This window comes from Streptomyces sp. NPDC101165, assembly GCF_044768135.1.
In the GTDB taxonomy this organism is placed as follows: Bacteria; Actinomycetota; Actinomycetes; order Streptomycetales; family Streptomycetaceae; genus Streptomyces.
Genome location: NZ_JBIWPG010000044.1, coordinates 1 through 16,087 on the forward strand (window position 1 = coordinate 1; position 16,087 = coordinate 16,087).

Annotated in this window: 14 protein-coding genes and 1 rRNA gene; 2 read left to right on the forward strand and 13 right to left on the reverse strand. The window is 72.6% G+C overall.

Features of this window, described 5'->3' with window-relative positions; translation table 11 throughout:
- Positions 1-109 precede the first annotated feature (109 nt).
- From ACIRVH_RS46020 to ACIRVH_RS46050, 7 genes are all read right to left on the reverse strand, one after another.
- The gene (locus ACIRVH_RS46020; RefSeq protein WP_403966975.1) at positions 110-1,246 is read right to left on the reverse strand and encodes a glycosyltransferase family 4 protein; all 1,137 of its coding nucleotides are present in this window, start codon (positions 1,244-1,246) and stop codon (positions 110-112) included.
- 330 nt (positions 1,247-1,576) lie between these two features.
- On the reverse strand, positions 1,577-2,332 hold the full coding sequence (locus ACIRVH_RS46025; protein WP_403966978.1) for a hypothetical protein: 756 nt from the start codon (positions 2,330-2,332) through the stop codon (positions 1,577-1,579).
- Positions 2,333-2,342: 10 nt separating this feature from the next.
- Positions 2,343-4,061 (reverse strand): DNA repair protein RecN, encoded by a 1,719-nt coding sequence (gene recN, locus ACIRVH_RS46030; protein WP_403967011.1) that lies wholly within the window; start codon positions 4,059-4,061, stop codon positions 2,343-2,345.
- A gap of 134 nt (positions 4,062-4,195) precedes the next feature.
- Complete coding sequence (locus ACIRVH_RS46035) at positions 4,196-5,758, reverse strand: protease pro-enzyme activation domain-containing protein (RefSeq protein ID WP_403966981.1); 1,563 nt, start codon at positions 5,756-5,758, stop codon at positions 4,196-4,198.
- Between the two features lie 166 nt (positions 5,759-5,924).
- Positions 5,925-6,830, reverse strand: a complete 906-nt coding sequence (locus tag ACIRVH_RS46040) for an NAD kinase (RefSeq protein WP_403966984.1) — start codon at positions 6,828-6,830, stop codon at positions 5,925-5,927.
- Entirely contained in the window at positions 6,827-7,642 is an 816-nt protein-coding gene (locus ACIRVH_RS46045) for a TlyA family RNA methyltransferase (protein WP_403966987.1), read from the reverse strand. Before ACIRVH_RS46045 ends, ACIRVH_RS46040 begins: the two co-directional genes overlap by 4 nt.
- 57 nt (positions 7,643-7,699) lie before the next feature.
- Positions 7,700-8,008 (reverse strand): hypothetical protein, encoded by a 309-nt coding sequence (locus ACIRVH_RS46050; protein ID WP_403966990.1) that lies wholly within the window; start codon positions 8,006-8,008, stop codon positions 7,700-7,702.
- A gap of 42 nt (positions 8,009-8,050) precedes the next feature.
- Between ACIRVH_RS46050 and ACIRVH_RS46055 the strand changes: the two genes are divergently transcribed.
- Positions 8,051-8,398, forward strand: a complete 348-nt coding sequence (locus ACIRVH_RS46055; protein WP_403966993.1) for an SCP2 sterol-binding domain-containing protein — start codon at positions 8,051-8,053, stop codon at positions 8,396-8,398.
- On the opposite strand, the gene ACIRVH_RS46060 is transcribed toward ACIRVH_RS46055, so the two are convergent.
- From ACIRVH_RS46060 to ACIRVH_RS46075, 4 genes are all read right to left on the reverse strand, one after another.
- On the reverse strand, positions 8,382-9,194 hold the full coding sequence (locus ACIRVH_RS46060; RefSeq protein ID WP_403966996.1) for an ABC transporter ATP-binding protein: 813 nt from the start codon (positions 9,192-9,194) through the stop codon (positions 8,382-8,384). The two genes, ACIRVH_RS46055 and ACIRVH_RS46060, sit on opposite strands and share 17 nt — an antisense overlap.
- Before the next feature lie 59 nt (positions 9,195-9,253).
- The gene (locus tag ACIRVH_RS46065) at positions 9,254-10,291 is read right to left on the reverse strand and encodes a FecCD family ABC transporter permease (protein WP_403966999.1); all 1,038 of its coding nucleotides are present in this window, start codon (positions 10,289-10,291) and stop codon (positions 9,254-9,256) included.
- Entirely contained in the window at positions 10,288-11,331 is a 1,044-nt protein-coding gene (locus ACIRVH_RS46070; protein WP_403967002.1) for a FecCD family ABC transporter permease, read from the reverse strand. Before ACIRVH_RS46070 ends, ACIRVH_RS46065 begins: the two co-directional genes overlap by 4 nt.
- An 84-nt stretch (positions 11,332-11,415) precedes the next feature.
- Positions 11,416-12,444 carry an HAD-IIA family hydrolase gene (locus ACIRVH_RS46075; protein ID WP_403967005.1) on the reverse strand — a complete coding sequence of 343 codons (1,029 nt, stop codon included), beginning with the start codon at positions 12,442-12,444 and terminating at the stop codon, positions 11,416-11,418.
- A gap of 73 nt (positions 12,445-12,517) precedes the next feature.
- On the opposite strand from ACIRVH_RS46075, the gene ACIRVH_RS46080 reads away from it, so the two are divergent.
- Positions 12,518-13,801, forward strand: coding sequence for a DUF1015 domain-containing protein (locus ACIRVH_RS46080; RefSeq protein ID WP_403967008.1), 1,284 nt, complete (start codon positions 12,518-12,520; stop codon positions 13,799-13,801).
- Positions 13,802-13,900: 99 nt separating this feature from the next.
- On the opposite strand, the gene ACIRVH_RS46085 is transcribed toward ACIRVH_RS46080, so the two are convergent.
- Positions 13,901-14,692, reverse strand: coding sequence for a hypothetical protein (locus ACIRVH_RS46085; protein ID WP_403967014.1), 792 nt, complete (start codon positions 14,690-14,692; stop codon positions 13,901-13,903).
- Positions 14,693-15,994: 1,302 nt separating this feature from the next.
- Positions 15,995-16,087: ribosomal RNA gene (rrf, locus tag ACIRVH_RS46090) — 5S ribosomal RNA — on the reverse strand; the annotation flags it as partial.

A 16,087-nucleotide genomic window follows, 5' to 3' on the forward strand; every position in this document is an offset into this window, starting at 1 on the left:
CGGTGTGTTCCTAGACAGCTCCACCACACCGGAGGTCTTCGCCATGATCAAGCCCAGCCAGTGTCAACAACGCTCGTGATCAATACACCTAGGGCCAATCTGGCCGGCCCTAGGTGAGCGGCCTCGGCTGGGTCAGCTCGTCGTAGACGCTGAGCACTTGGGCAACGGTCTCGTCCTCCGTCGGCCAGGTGGCCGCCTGTCGCGTGCCCCGCTCGCGCAGCAGCTCGCGCCGCTCCGGATCGGCGAGCAGCCGTACGACGGTGTCCGCGAGCGCCTCCGCGTCGCCGTACGGGACGAGTTCGGCGGCGTCGCCGACGAGATCCGGGATGCCGCCGACACACGTCGCGACGAGCGGCACGCGCGCGTGCAGCGCCTCCTGGGCGAGGACGGACCGGGACTCCCAACTGCTGGTCAGCAGCGCGAGATCGGCGGCCGCGAGCAGCTCGGACACGTCCTCGCGGCGGCCGAGGAGCCGCACCGGCAGTTCCTCGTCCTCGATCCGCTGCTGCAGCACCGGCCGCTGCGGCCCTTCCCCGGCGACGACGACCAGCGGTACCGGGTCGAGGTCCCGCCAGGTGCGGGCCGCATCCAGCAGGACCTCGTAGCCGCGCTCCCGGTCGAGGGAGCCGACCGCCATGAGCAACGGGCGTCCGGTGGCGCCGAGTTCGGCGCGGGTCTTGGGCCGCAGCCGGTCGGGGTCGTCGTGGTCGACCGGGCGGCGCCGCCCGGGCAGGCCCACGGCCGCGAGCCGGGCGTCCCGGGCGCCGCTCCGGCGCGCCCGGTCGACCAGGTCGGAGGTGGTGCCGAGCACCACGGCGGCCGTCCTGACCACGCGCCGCTCCAGCAGCCGCAGCAGATGCGCCCGCGCGCCCTCGGCCCGGGCCCGGTTGTGCCAGGTGACCACCAGCGGGGTGCGGCGCCCGCCGAGCGCGAGCACGGCGCGGAAGGAGGCGTGCAGACCGTGCGCGTGCACCAGGTCGGCGTCGGCGCAGGCCGCCCGGAGCGCGGCCACGGAGCCCGGGTCGCTGCTGCGCGGCACGTGCACATGGTCGGCGCCGGCCCCGGTGAAGTCATAGGCGTGATCGGCCTCGGCGGGGGCGCACACCGTGACCCGCACGCCCCGGGCGACGAGCCCCTCGGCCAGGGAGCGCACGTGTGCACTGCTGCCGGCGTTGCCTCCGCCCAGCACCTGCACGGTGCGCAGCGGCGACTGGCCGTGCGGTGCGTTGCTGCTCACGGGGCTCACGAGGCCGGGGCTCCTGACTCGGCGCGGGCGGTCACGAAGAAAGTACTGAAGGAAGAAACGTACTGAAGGTATCGGGCGGAGAGGGGCGGAAGGACGTACCGCGCGCCTCCCGCGTGGACTGTGTTCGACCCGCCACCCGCGCTGCGACAAACCGCCGCCCGCCCTGCGTTCCCTGCCAAGCATGCCAGGACGTACGGCCGTTCCGGGTAATCCGGGGAGGCGCACAGCGCGGCGGGCCGGAGCAGTGCGCCGGAGCACGTCACCCACACGGGTGAATAGGACCCCGGCTCGGCGGAACGGCCCGTGCGCCCGTACCGCGAGGTCAGAGGCTCACAGCGCGCGCACCCCGGCACTCACCCGGTCCCCGTGTGCCGCGGCCGCCACCACGGCAACGGCGTGCGCGAGCAACCCCGCACGCCGGTTGCACGCCACCATGGCGGCACCGAGCGCCGCTCCCAGGGCGTGCGCCCCGGCGTCACCGATCATCACGCGCTCCCCGAGGTCGTCGGGCAGCACGGCCGCGGCACCGCCCAGGGCCGCCGCGGTCAGTTCGCCGCCCGGCCCGTTCCGCAGCAGCCCCGGCGCCCCGAGCGCGAGGACCGCACCGGCGGCCCGCCCCGGCCGTACGTCGACCAGGTTCACGAAGTGCGCGGCCCCGGCGATCACGACGCCCGCCAGCACCTTGTCGAGGGGCCGCTCCTTCATCAGGGCGCCCGCCACCAGCCCGGCGGCGGAGATCCCGAACAACTTCACGGCCCCGCTGGTGACTTCTCCGTCCCGCAGCGCACCCAGGTGCGCCCGGAACCCGCGCCGCGGATCCCCGGCCCCGGCGACGTCGTCGTACGCCCCGCAGGCCCCGGCGGCCAGCACCGCGAGCCCGGCACCGGGGTGCACCCGGGCGGCGGCGACCGCCGTGCCGAGAGCCGAGGCGGGCCCGGCGTACAGCCCGACGGTCCGCCCTGCGTAGTTCTTCCGCTCCCAACGCTCGCGCCCGCCGGGCGGCTCGGCACGCAGGAGCGCCTGGCCGGCCCGGGTGAGGGCGGCGGACAGCAGGAACGAGCGAGACCTTCGGGCGCGGTCGGTCATCCCCACAGCGTCACAGATCCGCTCGGGCCGTGGCCAGCAGCTCCTCCGCGTGCGCCCGCGCCGTCTCCGAGTCCTCCTGGCCGGCCAGCATCCGGGACAGCTCGCGGACCCGCTCCTCGCCCTCCAGGACCTTCACGCCGGAGCGGGTGACCGAACCGTCGTTGGTCTTCTCGACCAGCAGCTGGCGGTCGGCGAAGGCGGCGACCTGGGGCAGGTGGGTGACCACGACGACCTGTGCGGTCCTGGCGAGCTTCGCCAGGCGCCGCCCGATCTCCACCGCGGCCTTGCCGCCGACGCCGGCGTCGACCTCGTCGAAGAGGTACGTCGGCACGGGGTCGGTCCCGGCGAACACGACCTCGACGGCGAGCATCACACGGGACAGCTCACCGCCGGAGGCGCCCTTGGCGATCGGCCGCGGCGGCGCTCCCGGGTGCGGGGCGAGCAGCAGCTCGACCTCGTCCGCGCCCGCGGGCCCGTACGCGACCGTGCGCCCGTCGACCTCGACGCCCTCCGGGTCCTCGGTCTGCCGGATGTCGAAGGACACGCGCGCGTGGGGCATCGCCAGCGAGGCCAGCTCGGCGGTCACCGCGGCGGCGAACCGCTCGGCGGCCTCCGTTCGGGCGTCCGTCAGCGCCTGCGCCAGCCCGCCCAGTTCGGCACGGAGCGCATCCCGCTCGGCGGTCAGCTCGTCGATCCGCTCGTCGTCGCCGTCCAGCTCGGTGAGCCGCGCAGCACTCTGCTCGGCCCAGGCGAGAACGGCGTTGATGTCGTCGCCGTACTTGCGCGTGAGGCCGTTCAGCGCGGCCCGGCGCTCCTCGACGGCGGCCAGCCGCAGCGGGTCGGCGTCCAGGTCGTCGGCGTACCCGGCCAGCTCGCCCGCCACGTCTCCGAGCAGGATCCCGACCTCACCGATCCGGTCGGCGAGGGTGGCGAGCGCGGGATCGTGGGAGCGGACGGCCTCCAGGGCCCGGTGCGCGCCCGCGACGAGGGTCGAGGCGTCGATCCCCTCGGGGTCCTCGGGATTGCCCGCCAGGGCGGCATGTGCGGCGGTGGCGGCGGACGACAGCGCCTCGGCGTGCCCGAGCCGCTCCGCCTCCTCGGCCAGCTCCACGTCCTCCCCGGCCCGCGGCTCCACGGCCGCGATCTCCTCGAGCCCGTAGCGGAGCATGTCGGCTTCCTGGGCGCGCTCACGCGCGCGCGTGACGATCTCCTCCAGCTCGGCGGAGACCGCCCGCAGCCGCCGGTAGGCCTCGGTGTACTTGGCCAGTGGCACGGCGACACCGTCACCCGCGTACCGGTCCAGGGCCTGCCGCTGCCGGGACAGCTTCAGCAGCCCCTGCTGGTCCGTCTGCCCGTGCACGGCCACCAGGTCGTCGGCCAGCTCGGCGAGCAGCCCCACAGGGACGCTGCGCCCGCCCAGGTGCGCCCGCGAGCGCCCCTCGGCGGAAACGGTACGGCTGATCAGCAGGGCACCGTCGTCCAGCTCGGCCCCGGCCTCCTCGGCGCGTACGACGGCGGCGGCCTCCGCGGGGACGGAGATCCGCCCCTCCACGACCGCCTTCCCGGCCCCGATCCGCACGAGCGCCGGGTCAGCCCGCCCACCGAGCAGCAGCCCGAGGCTGGTGACCACCATGGTCTTGCCCGCACCCGTCTCACCGGTGACGGCGGTGAACCCCGGCGACAACTCGACGACAGCGTCGTCGATGACCCCGAGCGACCGTATCCGCATCTCCTCCAACACGGACAAGACCTTACGAGGTCGCGGGGCCGGAGTGCGACGGGCCCCGGCCTCGTTCTGTGAAGGTGCAGGTGACGAATGTGGATCGGTCTCGCATTGTCACCCGGGCGAGTGCGGTGCTCTGCCTACAGACCCTTCTCCAGGGCCATGCCGTCGGGTACGCCCCAGCCGGTGACGGCGTCGTACCCGGGCTTGACCGGGTGACCGACCGCGGGCGGGTGCGAGGCGTTGTCGTGGCCCTCGGCGATGTCACGGCAGGCGGTCTGGCCGAGCGGCACGCCGTTGTTGCCGCGTTGGTAGAGCAGCGGAGTGAGGAAGCGCTGCTGCTTCTGCGGCGGCAGCAGCGCGTTGACGCGCGCGTACAGGGCGGCCCACAGCGGGGCGGAGGCGCTGGTGCCGCCGTTGGGCTCCGGCTCGCCGAAGAGCGTCAGGTCGTAGAACGGGGGGCCGGCGAGCCCCGCGACGTCCGGCACGACCCGCCCCTTGATGGCGCCCGGGTTCAGCGAGTCCACGTTGATGTGCTGCTGATAGTCCGGACGCTCGAACTTGGTGGAGACGCCGCCTCCGCTCGAACCGCTGCCGGGCTTGCCCCGGACCCGGCGGCCCGGCGCCACCCACCAGGAGACTTCCTTGCCGGACGCGTCGATCATCGTCCCACCGACACTCAGCACGAAGGCACTGCTGCTCGGGAAATCGAGATGTGCCCGGCCGTCCATGATCTGGTCCCCGGCGCCGTCGTCGCCGGAGGAGACACAGACCGTGATGCCCCTGTCCGCCGCGCCCTCGAGACGCTTGTTGATCTGGTCGAGCGCGGTGCCCGACCAGTTGGGGTCGTCCTCCGCGAGGCCCCAGCTGACCGACAGCGTCACCGGCTGCTGCACGATGACCCGGTCGAGCACCTCGATCCAGCCCCTCTGGTCGAAGTCCGCGAAGTAGACCGAGATCTCGGCCGCCGGGCAGAGAGCGGCGACGATCTGCACGTCCATCATCACTTCGCCCGCCGCTTCGAGCGCGAACTTCTGCTCCGCGGGCGGCAGCTGCCGGGCCTCCTGCAGCGACCTCGGCGGATCGAAGTCCACGGGTACCACCTCGACCCGTGGAACCGGCCGGTTCTGGGCGGCGCAGAAGGCCTTCAGATCATCGTCGAAGTAGCAGCCGCCGAACTCGGCGATCGCGATCTTCTGCCCGGCCCCGTCACCTGCCGGGAAGTTGTACAGCAACTCGAGATCATCCGGTGTGAACGACCCCTGGAAGCCCGAGCCCCCGGCGGCCAGGCGCCGGGCCACCTGACGCTGGTCCAGTCCGAAGACGCCGGTCACGATTCCCTCGAGCTCGGCCGGGATCTTCAGTTCGCCCTCGCGGCCGCGGAACTCGCCCTGCTCCGCGCTGTGGTAGATACCGAGGTCCGCCTTGAAGGCGGCGTTCATGGCAGCCGCGGAACCGCTTGCCACGATGCTGCCCGGCTCGAGCCGCTCCTCGTCGACGGTGAGGCCGTACCGTTCGAGTACGGCCTTGGTCTTCGCTGCGTCCTGGAGTCGCCCTTCCGGGACCTGGCCGGCGGGGGCCACCTTGCCGCGCAGGGTGACGGTCACCGTCACCGGGTCATGCGCGTCGGCGTCCCTCAGCCGGGTCGCGTCGGCCTTGGCCGGGCGGGTGCTCCCGGCCAACGCCACATGCTGTTCGCTCATCGTCGTCTCCTTGATGGCGGCATGCCGCTAGCCGGGCCTACCGCCTCGGGCCTGAACTGTTCATAGGCAGATATAGCCGGACATTGCCAGGAACATATGCCAGGAGCGTTCGGGCCACCCGGACAGGGCATCGCCCGCCCGGTACGGAGTACGCGTGGACGAGCGCCTAGTGCGGCGCCCCCCGCCACCCATGGGTCGGCAGCGCGAACTTGGCCACAAGCCGATCCGTGAACGAAGCGTGATGCAACCGAGCGAGCCGGACCGGTACAGCTCCCCGCCGCACCTCCACCCGCGCCCCGGGAGGCAACTCGATGGTCCGCCGCCCGTCACACCACAGCACCCCGGGCGGAATGTGCGGCAGAACCTCCACGGCAAGCACCGAGTCCGGCGACGTGACCAGCGGCTTGGCGAACAGCGCGTGCGCACTGATCGGCACCATCAGCAGCGCCTCCACCTCGGGCCACACCACCGGCCCCCCGGCAGAGAACGCGTACGCCGTGGACCCGGTCGGCGTCGACAGCACGATCCCGTCACACCCGAAAGCGGTGACCGGCCGCCCGTCGATCTCGAGCACGACCTCGAGCATCTTCTCGGCGCCGGCCTTCTGCACGGCCGCCTCGTTCAGCGCCCAGTCCGTGTGCACGATGTCCCCGTTGCGGTGCACGACGACATCGACGGTCATCCGCTCCTCGACCTCGTACGACCGCGCGACGACCCGGTCGACCACCCGGTCGAGGTCGTCCCGCTCGGCCTCCGCGAGGAACCCCACCCGGCCGAGGTTGACGCCGAGCATCGGCACCCCGGACGCCCGGGCGAACTCGGCGCCGCGCAGCAGCGTGCCGTCGCCGCCGAGGACTATCAGCAGCTCACAGCCGTCGAGGCACTGCGGTGTCGCTTCCTTGACCAGCTCGACCTCTTCGGGCAGCGGCAGGTCGCGCGCCTCCTCCTCCAGCACCCGCACCCCGATGCCCTGCCCCAGCAGTCCCTTGACCACGAGTTCCGCACTGCGGATCGCCGCGGGACGCCCGGTGTGGGCGAGCAGGAAAACAGTACGCGCTCGGTTCTGTGTCAACGCGGCCCCTCCACCACTGCACGGTCAACGTCGGCCGGGTCCAGTTCGGGTGCACCGGACCGCAGCCAGAGAAAGTACTCGACATTGCCCGAGGGACCGGGCAGCGGACTGGCGGTGACTCCACGCACCCCGAGCCCCAGCTCCCAGGCCTTCTCGGCCACCCCCCGCACGGCCTCCGCCCGCAGCTGCGGACTCCGTACGACACCCCCGCTGCCGAGCCGCTCCTTCCCCACCTCGAACTGCGGCTTGACCATCATCACCAGGTCGGCGTCCGGCTTCACACACCGCTTCAGGGCGGGCAGCACCAGCCCCAGCGGGATGAAGGACAGATCACCCACGACAAGATCCACAGGTTCCCCATCGATCGCCTCGAGCGTCAACTCGCGTACGTTCGTACGGTCCTTGACGGTGACGCGTTCATCGCTCTGGAGAGACCACGCGAGTTGGCCGTATCCGACGTCCACGGCGACCACGTGCGCGGCACCCGCGCGCAGCAGGACATCGGTGAAGCCTCCGGTGGACGCGCCGGCGTCCAGCGCGCGCCGCCCCTCGACCACGAGCCCCTGCGGTACGAAGGCCTCCAGCGCGCCGGCGAGCTTGTGCCCGCCGCGCGACACGTAGTCGGGGTCGCTGTCGTCGGACTGGACCACGATCGCTGCCGCGGTCTCCACCTGCGTGGCCGGCTTGGTCGCCACGGTCTTGCCGACGGTGACCCGCCCGGCGGCGATCAGCTGGCTGGCGTGCTCGCGCGAGCGCGCGAGCTTCCGGCGGACCAGCTCCGCGTCCAGACGGCGGCGTGCGACTCCTGCCACGTTCGGTTCAGCTCCTGCTTTCGTACGGCGATTTCAAGAGGTGTGACCCGAAGGGTCTCATTGAGGGGCGGCGGTCGGGTGACGGGTGGGCACCGGAGGTCCCGGGCGGGCGTCGAGCGCGGTGAGCGCGTCGCGCAGCCCCCGATGTACATCCTCGTACACCTCGAGATGTCCGTCGGTGGCGAGGTGGTCGGTGTCACCCAGCCGCTCCAGCTGGGCGTCGACCTCGGCGTTGCCGGTCGGGGTGCGGGGGACGTCCAGGGGTGCGGGGGCGGCGGGGTCGTACTCGGGTTCGACAGCGGCCTCGGCCTCCGTCCCGGCCATGAACTCGGCGCCGACCTCGGCCTCTGACACAGACTCGCTCATGCCCAGACGCTACCCCGAACCGCTGGGGTACCGTCGTGCGCGATGGCCACGATCGAGGAGTGCCGCGCCGCACTGGGAAAGCTCTCGGACAACATGCAGGGCGCCGAGGGCGACGCTCGCGCCGCCGCCGCCCTGGACCGCTCCGTGAGCTGCCACATCACCGACCTGGACGTCACCTTCGCCGGCCGGCTCACCGGCGGCCGGATCGAGGTGGACGAGACGCACCCCGGGCCACCGCGTACGAAGGCGCAGATCAGGCTCGCCATGGCCGGCGACGACCTGGTGGCCCTGGTGAACGGCGAGCTGAACTTCGCGACCGCCTGGGGCTCGGGCCGGGTGCGGCTGGAGGCGAACCTGCTGGACCTGTTCCGGCTCAGGAAGCTGCTGTGACCCGCGCCGTACGCGCCTTCCTGGCGGCCGGCACCACCAACGGGGTCCCGGTCTCGGGGTCGTCGATGATCTGGCAGCGCAGCCCGAAGACCTCCTCGACCAGCTCGGCCGTCACGATGTCGTTCGGTGCGCCCGCGGCGACCACCCGGCCGCCGCGCAGGGCGATGAGGTGGGTGGCGTAGCGGGCGGCGTGGTTGAGGTCGTGCAGGACGGCGACCAGAGTGCGGCCCTGGGTCTCGTGCAGCTCCGCGCACAGGTCGAGGACGTCGATCTGGTGCTGGATGTCGAGGTAGGTGGTCGGCTCGTCCAGGAGCAGCAGCGGGGTCTGCTGGGCGAGCGCCATGGCGATCCACACGCGCTGGCGCTGCCCGCCGGACAGCTCGTCCACGTACCGGTCGGCGAGTTCCGCGACGCCCGTCTGCGCCATGGACTCCTGGACGACCCGCTCGTCCTGCGCCGACCACTGCCGCAGGACGCCCTGGTGCGGGTAGCGGCCGCGGCCGACGAGGTCGGCGACGGTGATCCCGTCCGGCGCGATGGACGACTGCGGCAGCAGGCCGAGGGTCCGGGCGACCTTCTTGGCGGGCATCGACTGGATGACCTGCCCGTCGAGCAGCACCCGGCCCCGGCTCGGCCTGAGCATCCGCGACAGCGCCCGCAGCAGCGTCGACTTGCCGCACGCGTTCGGGCCGACGATCACGGTGAAGGAGTTGTCGGGGATCTCCACCGACAGCTGTTCGGCGATGACGCGCTGGTCGTAGGCGAGCGTGACGTTCTCGGCGGACAGGCGGTTCACAGTGCTCCTTCGGGTGTTCTTGATCGCTGAGCCGCTCGTGTCCGGCTGCCCCGAGCCGCTCATATCCGGCCCGCCCTGCGCTCGGTGACCAGCAGCCACAGCAGGTAGACGCCGCCGAGGACCCCGGTGATCACGCCCACGGGCAGCTGGTCGGCGCCGAAGGCGCGCTGCGAGGCCCAGTCGGCGGTGACCAGGAGGGCGGCGCCCATGCACAGGGACGGCAGCAGGTTCGGGCCGGGAGACCGGGTCAGGCGACGGGCGAGCTGGGGTGCGGTGAGGGCCACGAAGCTGACCGGGCCGGCCGCGGCGGTGGCGGTCGCGGTGAGCAGGACGGCGGCCACCATCAGCAGCGCCCGTACGCGCTCGACGCGCACGCCGAGGGCGTTCGCGACGTCGTCGCCCATCTCCGTCATCCTGAGGCCGCGCGCGTTGGCGAGGACGAGCGGCACGAGTACGGCACACAGCCCGAGCAGCGGCCAGACCTGGTCCCAGTCGCGGCCGCCCAGGGACCCCGTCATCCAGACGACGGCACGGGCCGCGTCGACGATGTCGGACACGGTGAGCAGATAGCCGTTGATCGCCGTGACGATCGCGGAGACGCCGATTCCGACCAGGACCAGTCGATAACCGTGCACACCCTGCTTCCAGGCGAGCAGATAGATGGCGAGCCCGGTCACCAGACCGCCGACGAGCGCGCCCACGGTGACCTGGGCCGCGCTCCCGGAGAACAGCACGATCATCACGAGCGCCCCGGCGGTCGCCCCCTGCCCGAGGCCGAGCACGTCCGGGCTGCCCAGCGGATTGCGGGTGACGGCCTGGAACAGCGCCCCGCCGAGCCCGAGGGAGGCGCCGACCAGCAGCCCGACCAGGACCCGCGGCAGCCGCAGCTCGTTGACGATGAACTCCTGGCCGGCGTTGCCGTTGCCGAGCAGATTCTTCACCACGTCGCTCGCCGAGATCGGGAAGTCGCCGGTGCCGATCAGCACGACGCTCGCGGCGAGCGCGGCGAGCAGCAGCAGGACGACGACGGTGACGGCCCGGACGTCCAGCCGCAGCGAGAGCCCGCCCGGCGTCCTGATGACACGGTTGGTCTTCACAGCTGGGCCGTCCTCCGCCGTCGTACGAGAAAGATGAAGACCGGGCCGCCGATGATCGCGGTGACGATGCCGACCTGGAGCTCCGAGGGGCGGGCCACGACCCGGCCGACGACGTCGGCACCGAGCAGCAGCACGGGTGACAGGACCGTCGCGTACGGCAGGATCCAGCGCAGGTCGGGGCCGGTGAAGGAGCGCACGACGTGCGGGACCATCAGGCCGACGAAGACGATCGGGCCACAGGCCGCGGTCGCGGCGCCGCAGAGCACGGTGGCGGCGAGCATGGCCAGCGTCCGGGTGCGGGCCAGGTTGGCACCGAGGGCACGCGCGGTGTCGTCACCCATCGCCACGGCGTTCAGCGGCCGGGCGAGTGCGAGTGCGAGCAGCGTGCCGGCCGCGAGGAACGGCAGCACCTGCACGATGGTCGAGTCGGTGGCCGAGGCCAGCGATCCGACCGTCCAGAAGCGCATCCTGCCCAGCGCCGCGTCGTCCATGATCATCACGGCCTGGAGGTAGCCGTACAACGCGGCGCTGATCGCCGTACCGGCGAGCGCCAGCCGTACCGGTGTGGCACCGCGGCTGCCGCCGAGGAACCAGACCAGCGCACCGACCGCCGCCGCTCCGCCGAAGGCGAACCACACATAGCCGGTGAGGCTGGTGACGCCGAAGTAGGTGATGGCCGTGACGACGGCGGCGGAGGCACCGGCGTTGATGCCGAGCAGTCCCGGGTCGGCCAGCGGGTTGCGGGTGAGCGCCTGCAGCACCGCCCCGGACAGGCCGAGCGCGGCACCGGCCAGCAGACCGAGGACCGTACGCGAGAGCCGCTCGTCGACGACGACGTCGCCGTACGTCCCCGCGTCGTGGAACAGGCCGTGCCAGACCTGGTCCAACGTCAGCGCTTTCGCCCCGATCGCGATGCTCGCCAGGGCGACGAGCACCAGGATCGCGACAGAGAGGAGGAGCCCAAGGGCCCGCACCGCCCGACGGGTTGGGGGCGCGGGGGCGGTCTCCGCGCGCTGTTCCGGAGGACTGTCGACCAACACGAGGTTAGGTTAGCCTACCCTCGCATGCGATCTCGATTCCGAGGTCTCGATCCTGCGGTTGTCGATCCCGAGGTTGACGCGCGGTCAGAGCCCGAGCCGCGCCAGCGCCTTCCCTCCGTCCAGCTCGCAGGAACCGTCCCCGGCCGCCGTCCAGGCCGCCGCGCACAGGGCCCGCAGCCCGTCCAGGGCGTCGCCCTCGCCCTCCAGTTCCAGCTGGTCCGCCCCGGCGGTCGCCGTCCAGCCCCCGCAGCGGAAGCCGGCCCCGTCCGCGGTGACCTCCGGCTGGCCGGTGAGCAACCCGCGCAGATCGGCGTCGACATACGTCGGCCGGTGCTGCGGCGGCGCGGCGAGCAGCTGCGGGCCGTCCGTGACGCCGGTCAGCACCAGCAGCGAGTCGACCCCGCCGTTGAACGCGCCCTCGATGTCCGTGTCCAGCCGGTCCCCGACCACCAACGGCCGCTTCGCGCCCGTCCGCAGGATCGTCTCCCGGTGCATGGGGGGCAGCGGCTTGCCCGCCACCTGAGGCTCCGCACCCGTCGCGATCCGGACGACCTCCACGGCCGCCCCGTTGCCCGGCGCGATACCCCGCCCGCTGGGAATCGTCAGGTCGGTGTTGGACGCGAACCACGGCACCCCACGCGCCACGGCGTACGACGCCTCCGCGAACCGCCCCCACGTCAGCTCCGGCCCGCCGTACCCCTGCACCACCGCCGCCGGATCGTCGTCCGCCGACTCCACCGGCGTCAGACCGCGCTCGCGCAGCGCCACCCGCAGCCCCTCACCGCCGATCACCAGCACCCGCGCCCCGGCCGGCACCTGCTCGCTGATCAGCCGCGCGACCGCCTGCGCCGAGGTGATGACGTCGTCCGCCCCCGTCGGTATCCCCAGCTCCGTCAGGTGCTCCGCCACGGCGTCCGGCGTGCGCAGCGCGTTGTTGGTGACGTAGGCCAGATGCATCCCGCCCGCGCGGGCCTCGGCCAGCGAGTCGACGGCGTGCACGATCGCGCTCCCGCCCGCGTACACCACCCCGTCCAGATCGAGCAGCGCCGTGTCGTACGCCTCTCTCAGGGGCTGCCCGCTGCCCTCGGGCCTCGTCGTGACGCCCTGGCTCATTCCACATCGCTCCTTGCTCGACGGTCTCTCCCCCGATCATCCCGCACGCCACTGACACACGTACGATGCCGGGATGAACACTGCAGGTCACTCGGAAGCAACGGCGCGCCGAGGCCTGGAACTCACCCCGTTCCGAGGCCTTCGTTACGACCCCGACCGGGTCGGCAGCCTGGCCTCCGTCACCTCCCCGCCGTACGACGTCGTCATCCGCCCCGACGGCCTGCACTACCTCGAGGCCGCGGACCCGTACAACATCGTCCGTCTGATCCTCCCCCAGGCCGGCACTCCGAGCGCCCGCAACGAACAGGCCGCCGACACCCTGCGCCGCTGGCTCGCCGAGGGCGTCCTGACCGCCGACCCGGTCCCCGCTCTGTACGTGTACGAGCAGCGGGACGGCAACGGCATGATCCAGCGCGGTGTCATCGGCGCTCTACGCGTGTCAGAGCCCGCGGACGGCGTGGTGCTGCCGCACGAGGATGTCATGCCCCCGGTGGTCGCCGACCGCGCGGCCCTGATGCGCGCCACCCGCGCCAACCTGGAACCCCTGCTGCTGACCTACCACGGCAACGGCACGGCGGCCGAGGTCGTCGAGCGCACGGCGGAACTGCCCCCGCTGCTGGCCACGACCACCGAGGACGGCTTCCACCACAGTCTGTGGTCGGTCACCGACCCCGCCGACGTGGCCCGTATCCAGTCCGACCTGACCCACCACCAGGCCCTCATCGCCGACGGCCACCACCGCTGGGCCACCTACCGGCTGCTGCGCGCCGAGCACCCCTCCCCCAGCCCCTGGGACCACGGCCTGGTCCTGCTGGTCGACACCGCCCGCTACCCGCTGCGCGTCCGCGCCATCCACCGCCTGCTGCACGGCCTGCCGGTCGCGGACGCACTGGCAGCCCTGGAGGGCCTGTTCCGGGTACGACGACTCGACGTGTCGCTGGCCGAGGCGCTGGACCTGCTGGCGGACGCGGCCTGCGCCGGCAACGCCTTCCTGCTGGCCGGCGACGGCGTGTTCCACCTCCTCGACCGCCCGGACCCGGATCTGCTGGCCCGCACAATCCCCGAGGACCGCCCGGCCGCCTGGCGCTCCCTGGACGCCACGGTCCTGCACGCCACGCTCCTCGACCACGTCTGGCACATCCCCGAGGACTCCCCGGCCCACATCGCCTACATCCACGACACGGCCGCGACGGTCGCGAAGGCGGAGCGCGACGGCGGTACGGCCGTCCTGCTGCACCCGGTCCACGAGGACGTCGTACGCGACCTGGCCCGCCAGGGTGTGACGATGCCCCGCAAGTCGACGTCGTTCGGCCCGAAGCCGGCGTCGGGGCTGGTGCTGCGGGCACTGGAGATCTGAAGGATCCGACAGATCACAGATCCCACAGATCTGTCGGCGCACATGCGAAAGGGCGGGACCGGTGAGTCCCGCCCTTTGTCACGTCGTCACCCGCTCGGGTCAGTCCTTGTCGTCGTCCTGAGCGGCGGTGGCGTCCGCAGAGGCAGCGCTGTCATCGCGCTGGTCCTCGTTGCCGCCCTCGTTCTCGTTGTTCTCGTTCTCGCTCTCGTTCTCGTTGAGGGCGTCGACGAACTCCACGCCGTCCAGCTCGGCGAGCCGGTCGGAGGCGTCCGTGCTGCCGTCCCGGTCCGCCTCGACAGCCTTGGCGAACCACTCGCGCGCCTCGCTCTCCCGGCCCGCTGCCAGCAGGGCGTCGGCGTAGGCGTAGCGCAGTCGCGCGGTCCACGGCTGAACGGAGTTGGAGGCCAGCTCCGGGCTCTGCAGGGTCACGATGGCCGCGTCCAGCTGGCCCATGTCACGCCGGGCACCCGCCGCGACGAGCCGCATCTCGACCTGCCCGGCCTTGTCCAGCTTGTGCACCTCGGGGGCGCCGGCCATGTCCAGCGCCTTCTCCGGCCGCCCGAGCCCACGCTCGCAGTCGGCCATCACGGGCCACAGTTCCGCGCTGCCCGTCATGCGCCGCGCGGCGCGGAACTCGGCGAGGGCCTCGCTGTACTTCTGGTTGGCGTACGCCGCGAACCCGCCGGCCTCGCGTACGGCGGCCACACGGGACGCCAGGCGCAGGGCCACCTTGGAGTAGCCGTAGGCACCCTCGGGGTCCTCGTCGATGAGCCGCGCGACCATCACCAGGTTCTTGGCAACGTCTTCCGCGAGCGTCTTGGGCAGGCTCTGCAGCTCCTGCCGGACGTCCTTGTCGATCTCGTCACCGGTGACATCCTCCGGGATCGGCAGCCGCTTGATCGGCTCACGGTCCCGGTCCCGCTCGTCGCGGAAGCGGCCGCCACCACGCCGGTCGTCACGCCGGTCGTCGCGGCGGTCGTCACGACCGTCACGCCCGCGGAAGCCGCCCGGCCGACCACCGCGGTCGTCCCTGCGGGGCCCACGGCCGCCTCGGTCGTCCCGGCCACGGAAGCCACCGCGCTCACCACGGTCGCGGTCGTCCCGGCGGTCGTCACGGCGGTCGTCGCGACGGAAACCGCCGCGGTCGCCACGGTCGCCGTAGCCGCCGCTGCGGCTGTCGTCACGCCGGTCGTCGCGGCGGTAGGCGGGGCGGTCGTCACGACGGTCGCCACGGTCGCGGTCGTCCCGGCGGTCGTCGCGGCGGAAGCCGCGGTCGCCACGGTCGTCGCGGCGCGGTCCACGGTCCCGGTCGTCACGCTGGTACGACGGACGGGAACCCCGGTGGTCACCCTCACGCCGGTCGTCGCGACGGCCGGAACCACCACGGTCACCACGGTCGCCGTAGCCACCGCCACGGCTGTCATCCCGGCGGTCATCGCGGCGGAAGCCACCGCGCTCGCCACGGTCGCGGTCGTCGCGACGGTCGTCACGCCGGTCATCGCGACGGAAACCGCCACGGTCGCCGTAGCCGCCGCTGCGGCTGTCGTCACGCCGGTCGTCGCGGCGGTAGGCGGGGCGGTCGTCACGACGATCGCCACGGTCGCGGTCGTCCCGGCGGTCGTCGCGGCGGAAGCCGCGGTCGCCACGGTCGTCACGGCGCGGCCCACGGTCCCGGTCGTCACGCTGGTACGACGGACGGGAACCCCGGTGGTCACCCTCACGCCGGTCGTCGCGACGGCCGGAACCACCACGGTCACCACGGTCGCCGTAGCCACCGCCACGGCTGTCGTCGCGGCGGTCGTCCCGGCCACGGAAGCCACCGCGCTCGCCGCGGTCGCGGTCGTCGCGACGGTCGTCACGGCGGTCGTCGCGGCGGTCGTCACGACGGAAACCGCCGCGGTCGCCGTAGCCACCGCCACGACTGTCGTCACGCCTGTCGTCACGCCGGCCGTAACCACCGCGGTCGGTACGGTCGTTGTCCCGTCGGAAGCCACCACGGTCGCCACGGTCACCGCGGTAGCCGCCGCGATCGCCGCGGTCACCACTGTCCCGTCGCCGCTGGTCGCGCTCCGGCCGATCTTCGGGAGAGTTGGTGGACATCGGTGACTCCTGTCTTCGGTACCGCAAGCATTGTAAAAACGAAAGGACCCCTGGTCCCAGCTGAACGCTGGGACCAGGGGTCCTCCAAAGATTGTTCGGCGGCGTCCTACTCTCCCACAGGGTCCCCCCTGCAGTACCATCGGCGCTGTGAGGCTTAGCTTCCGGGTTCGGAATGTAACCGGGCGT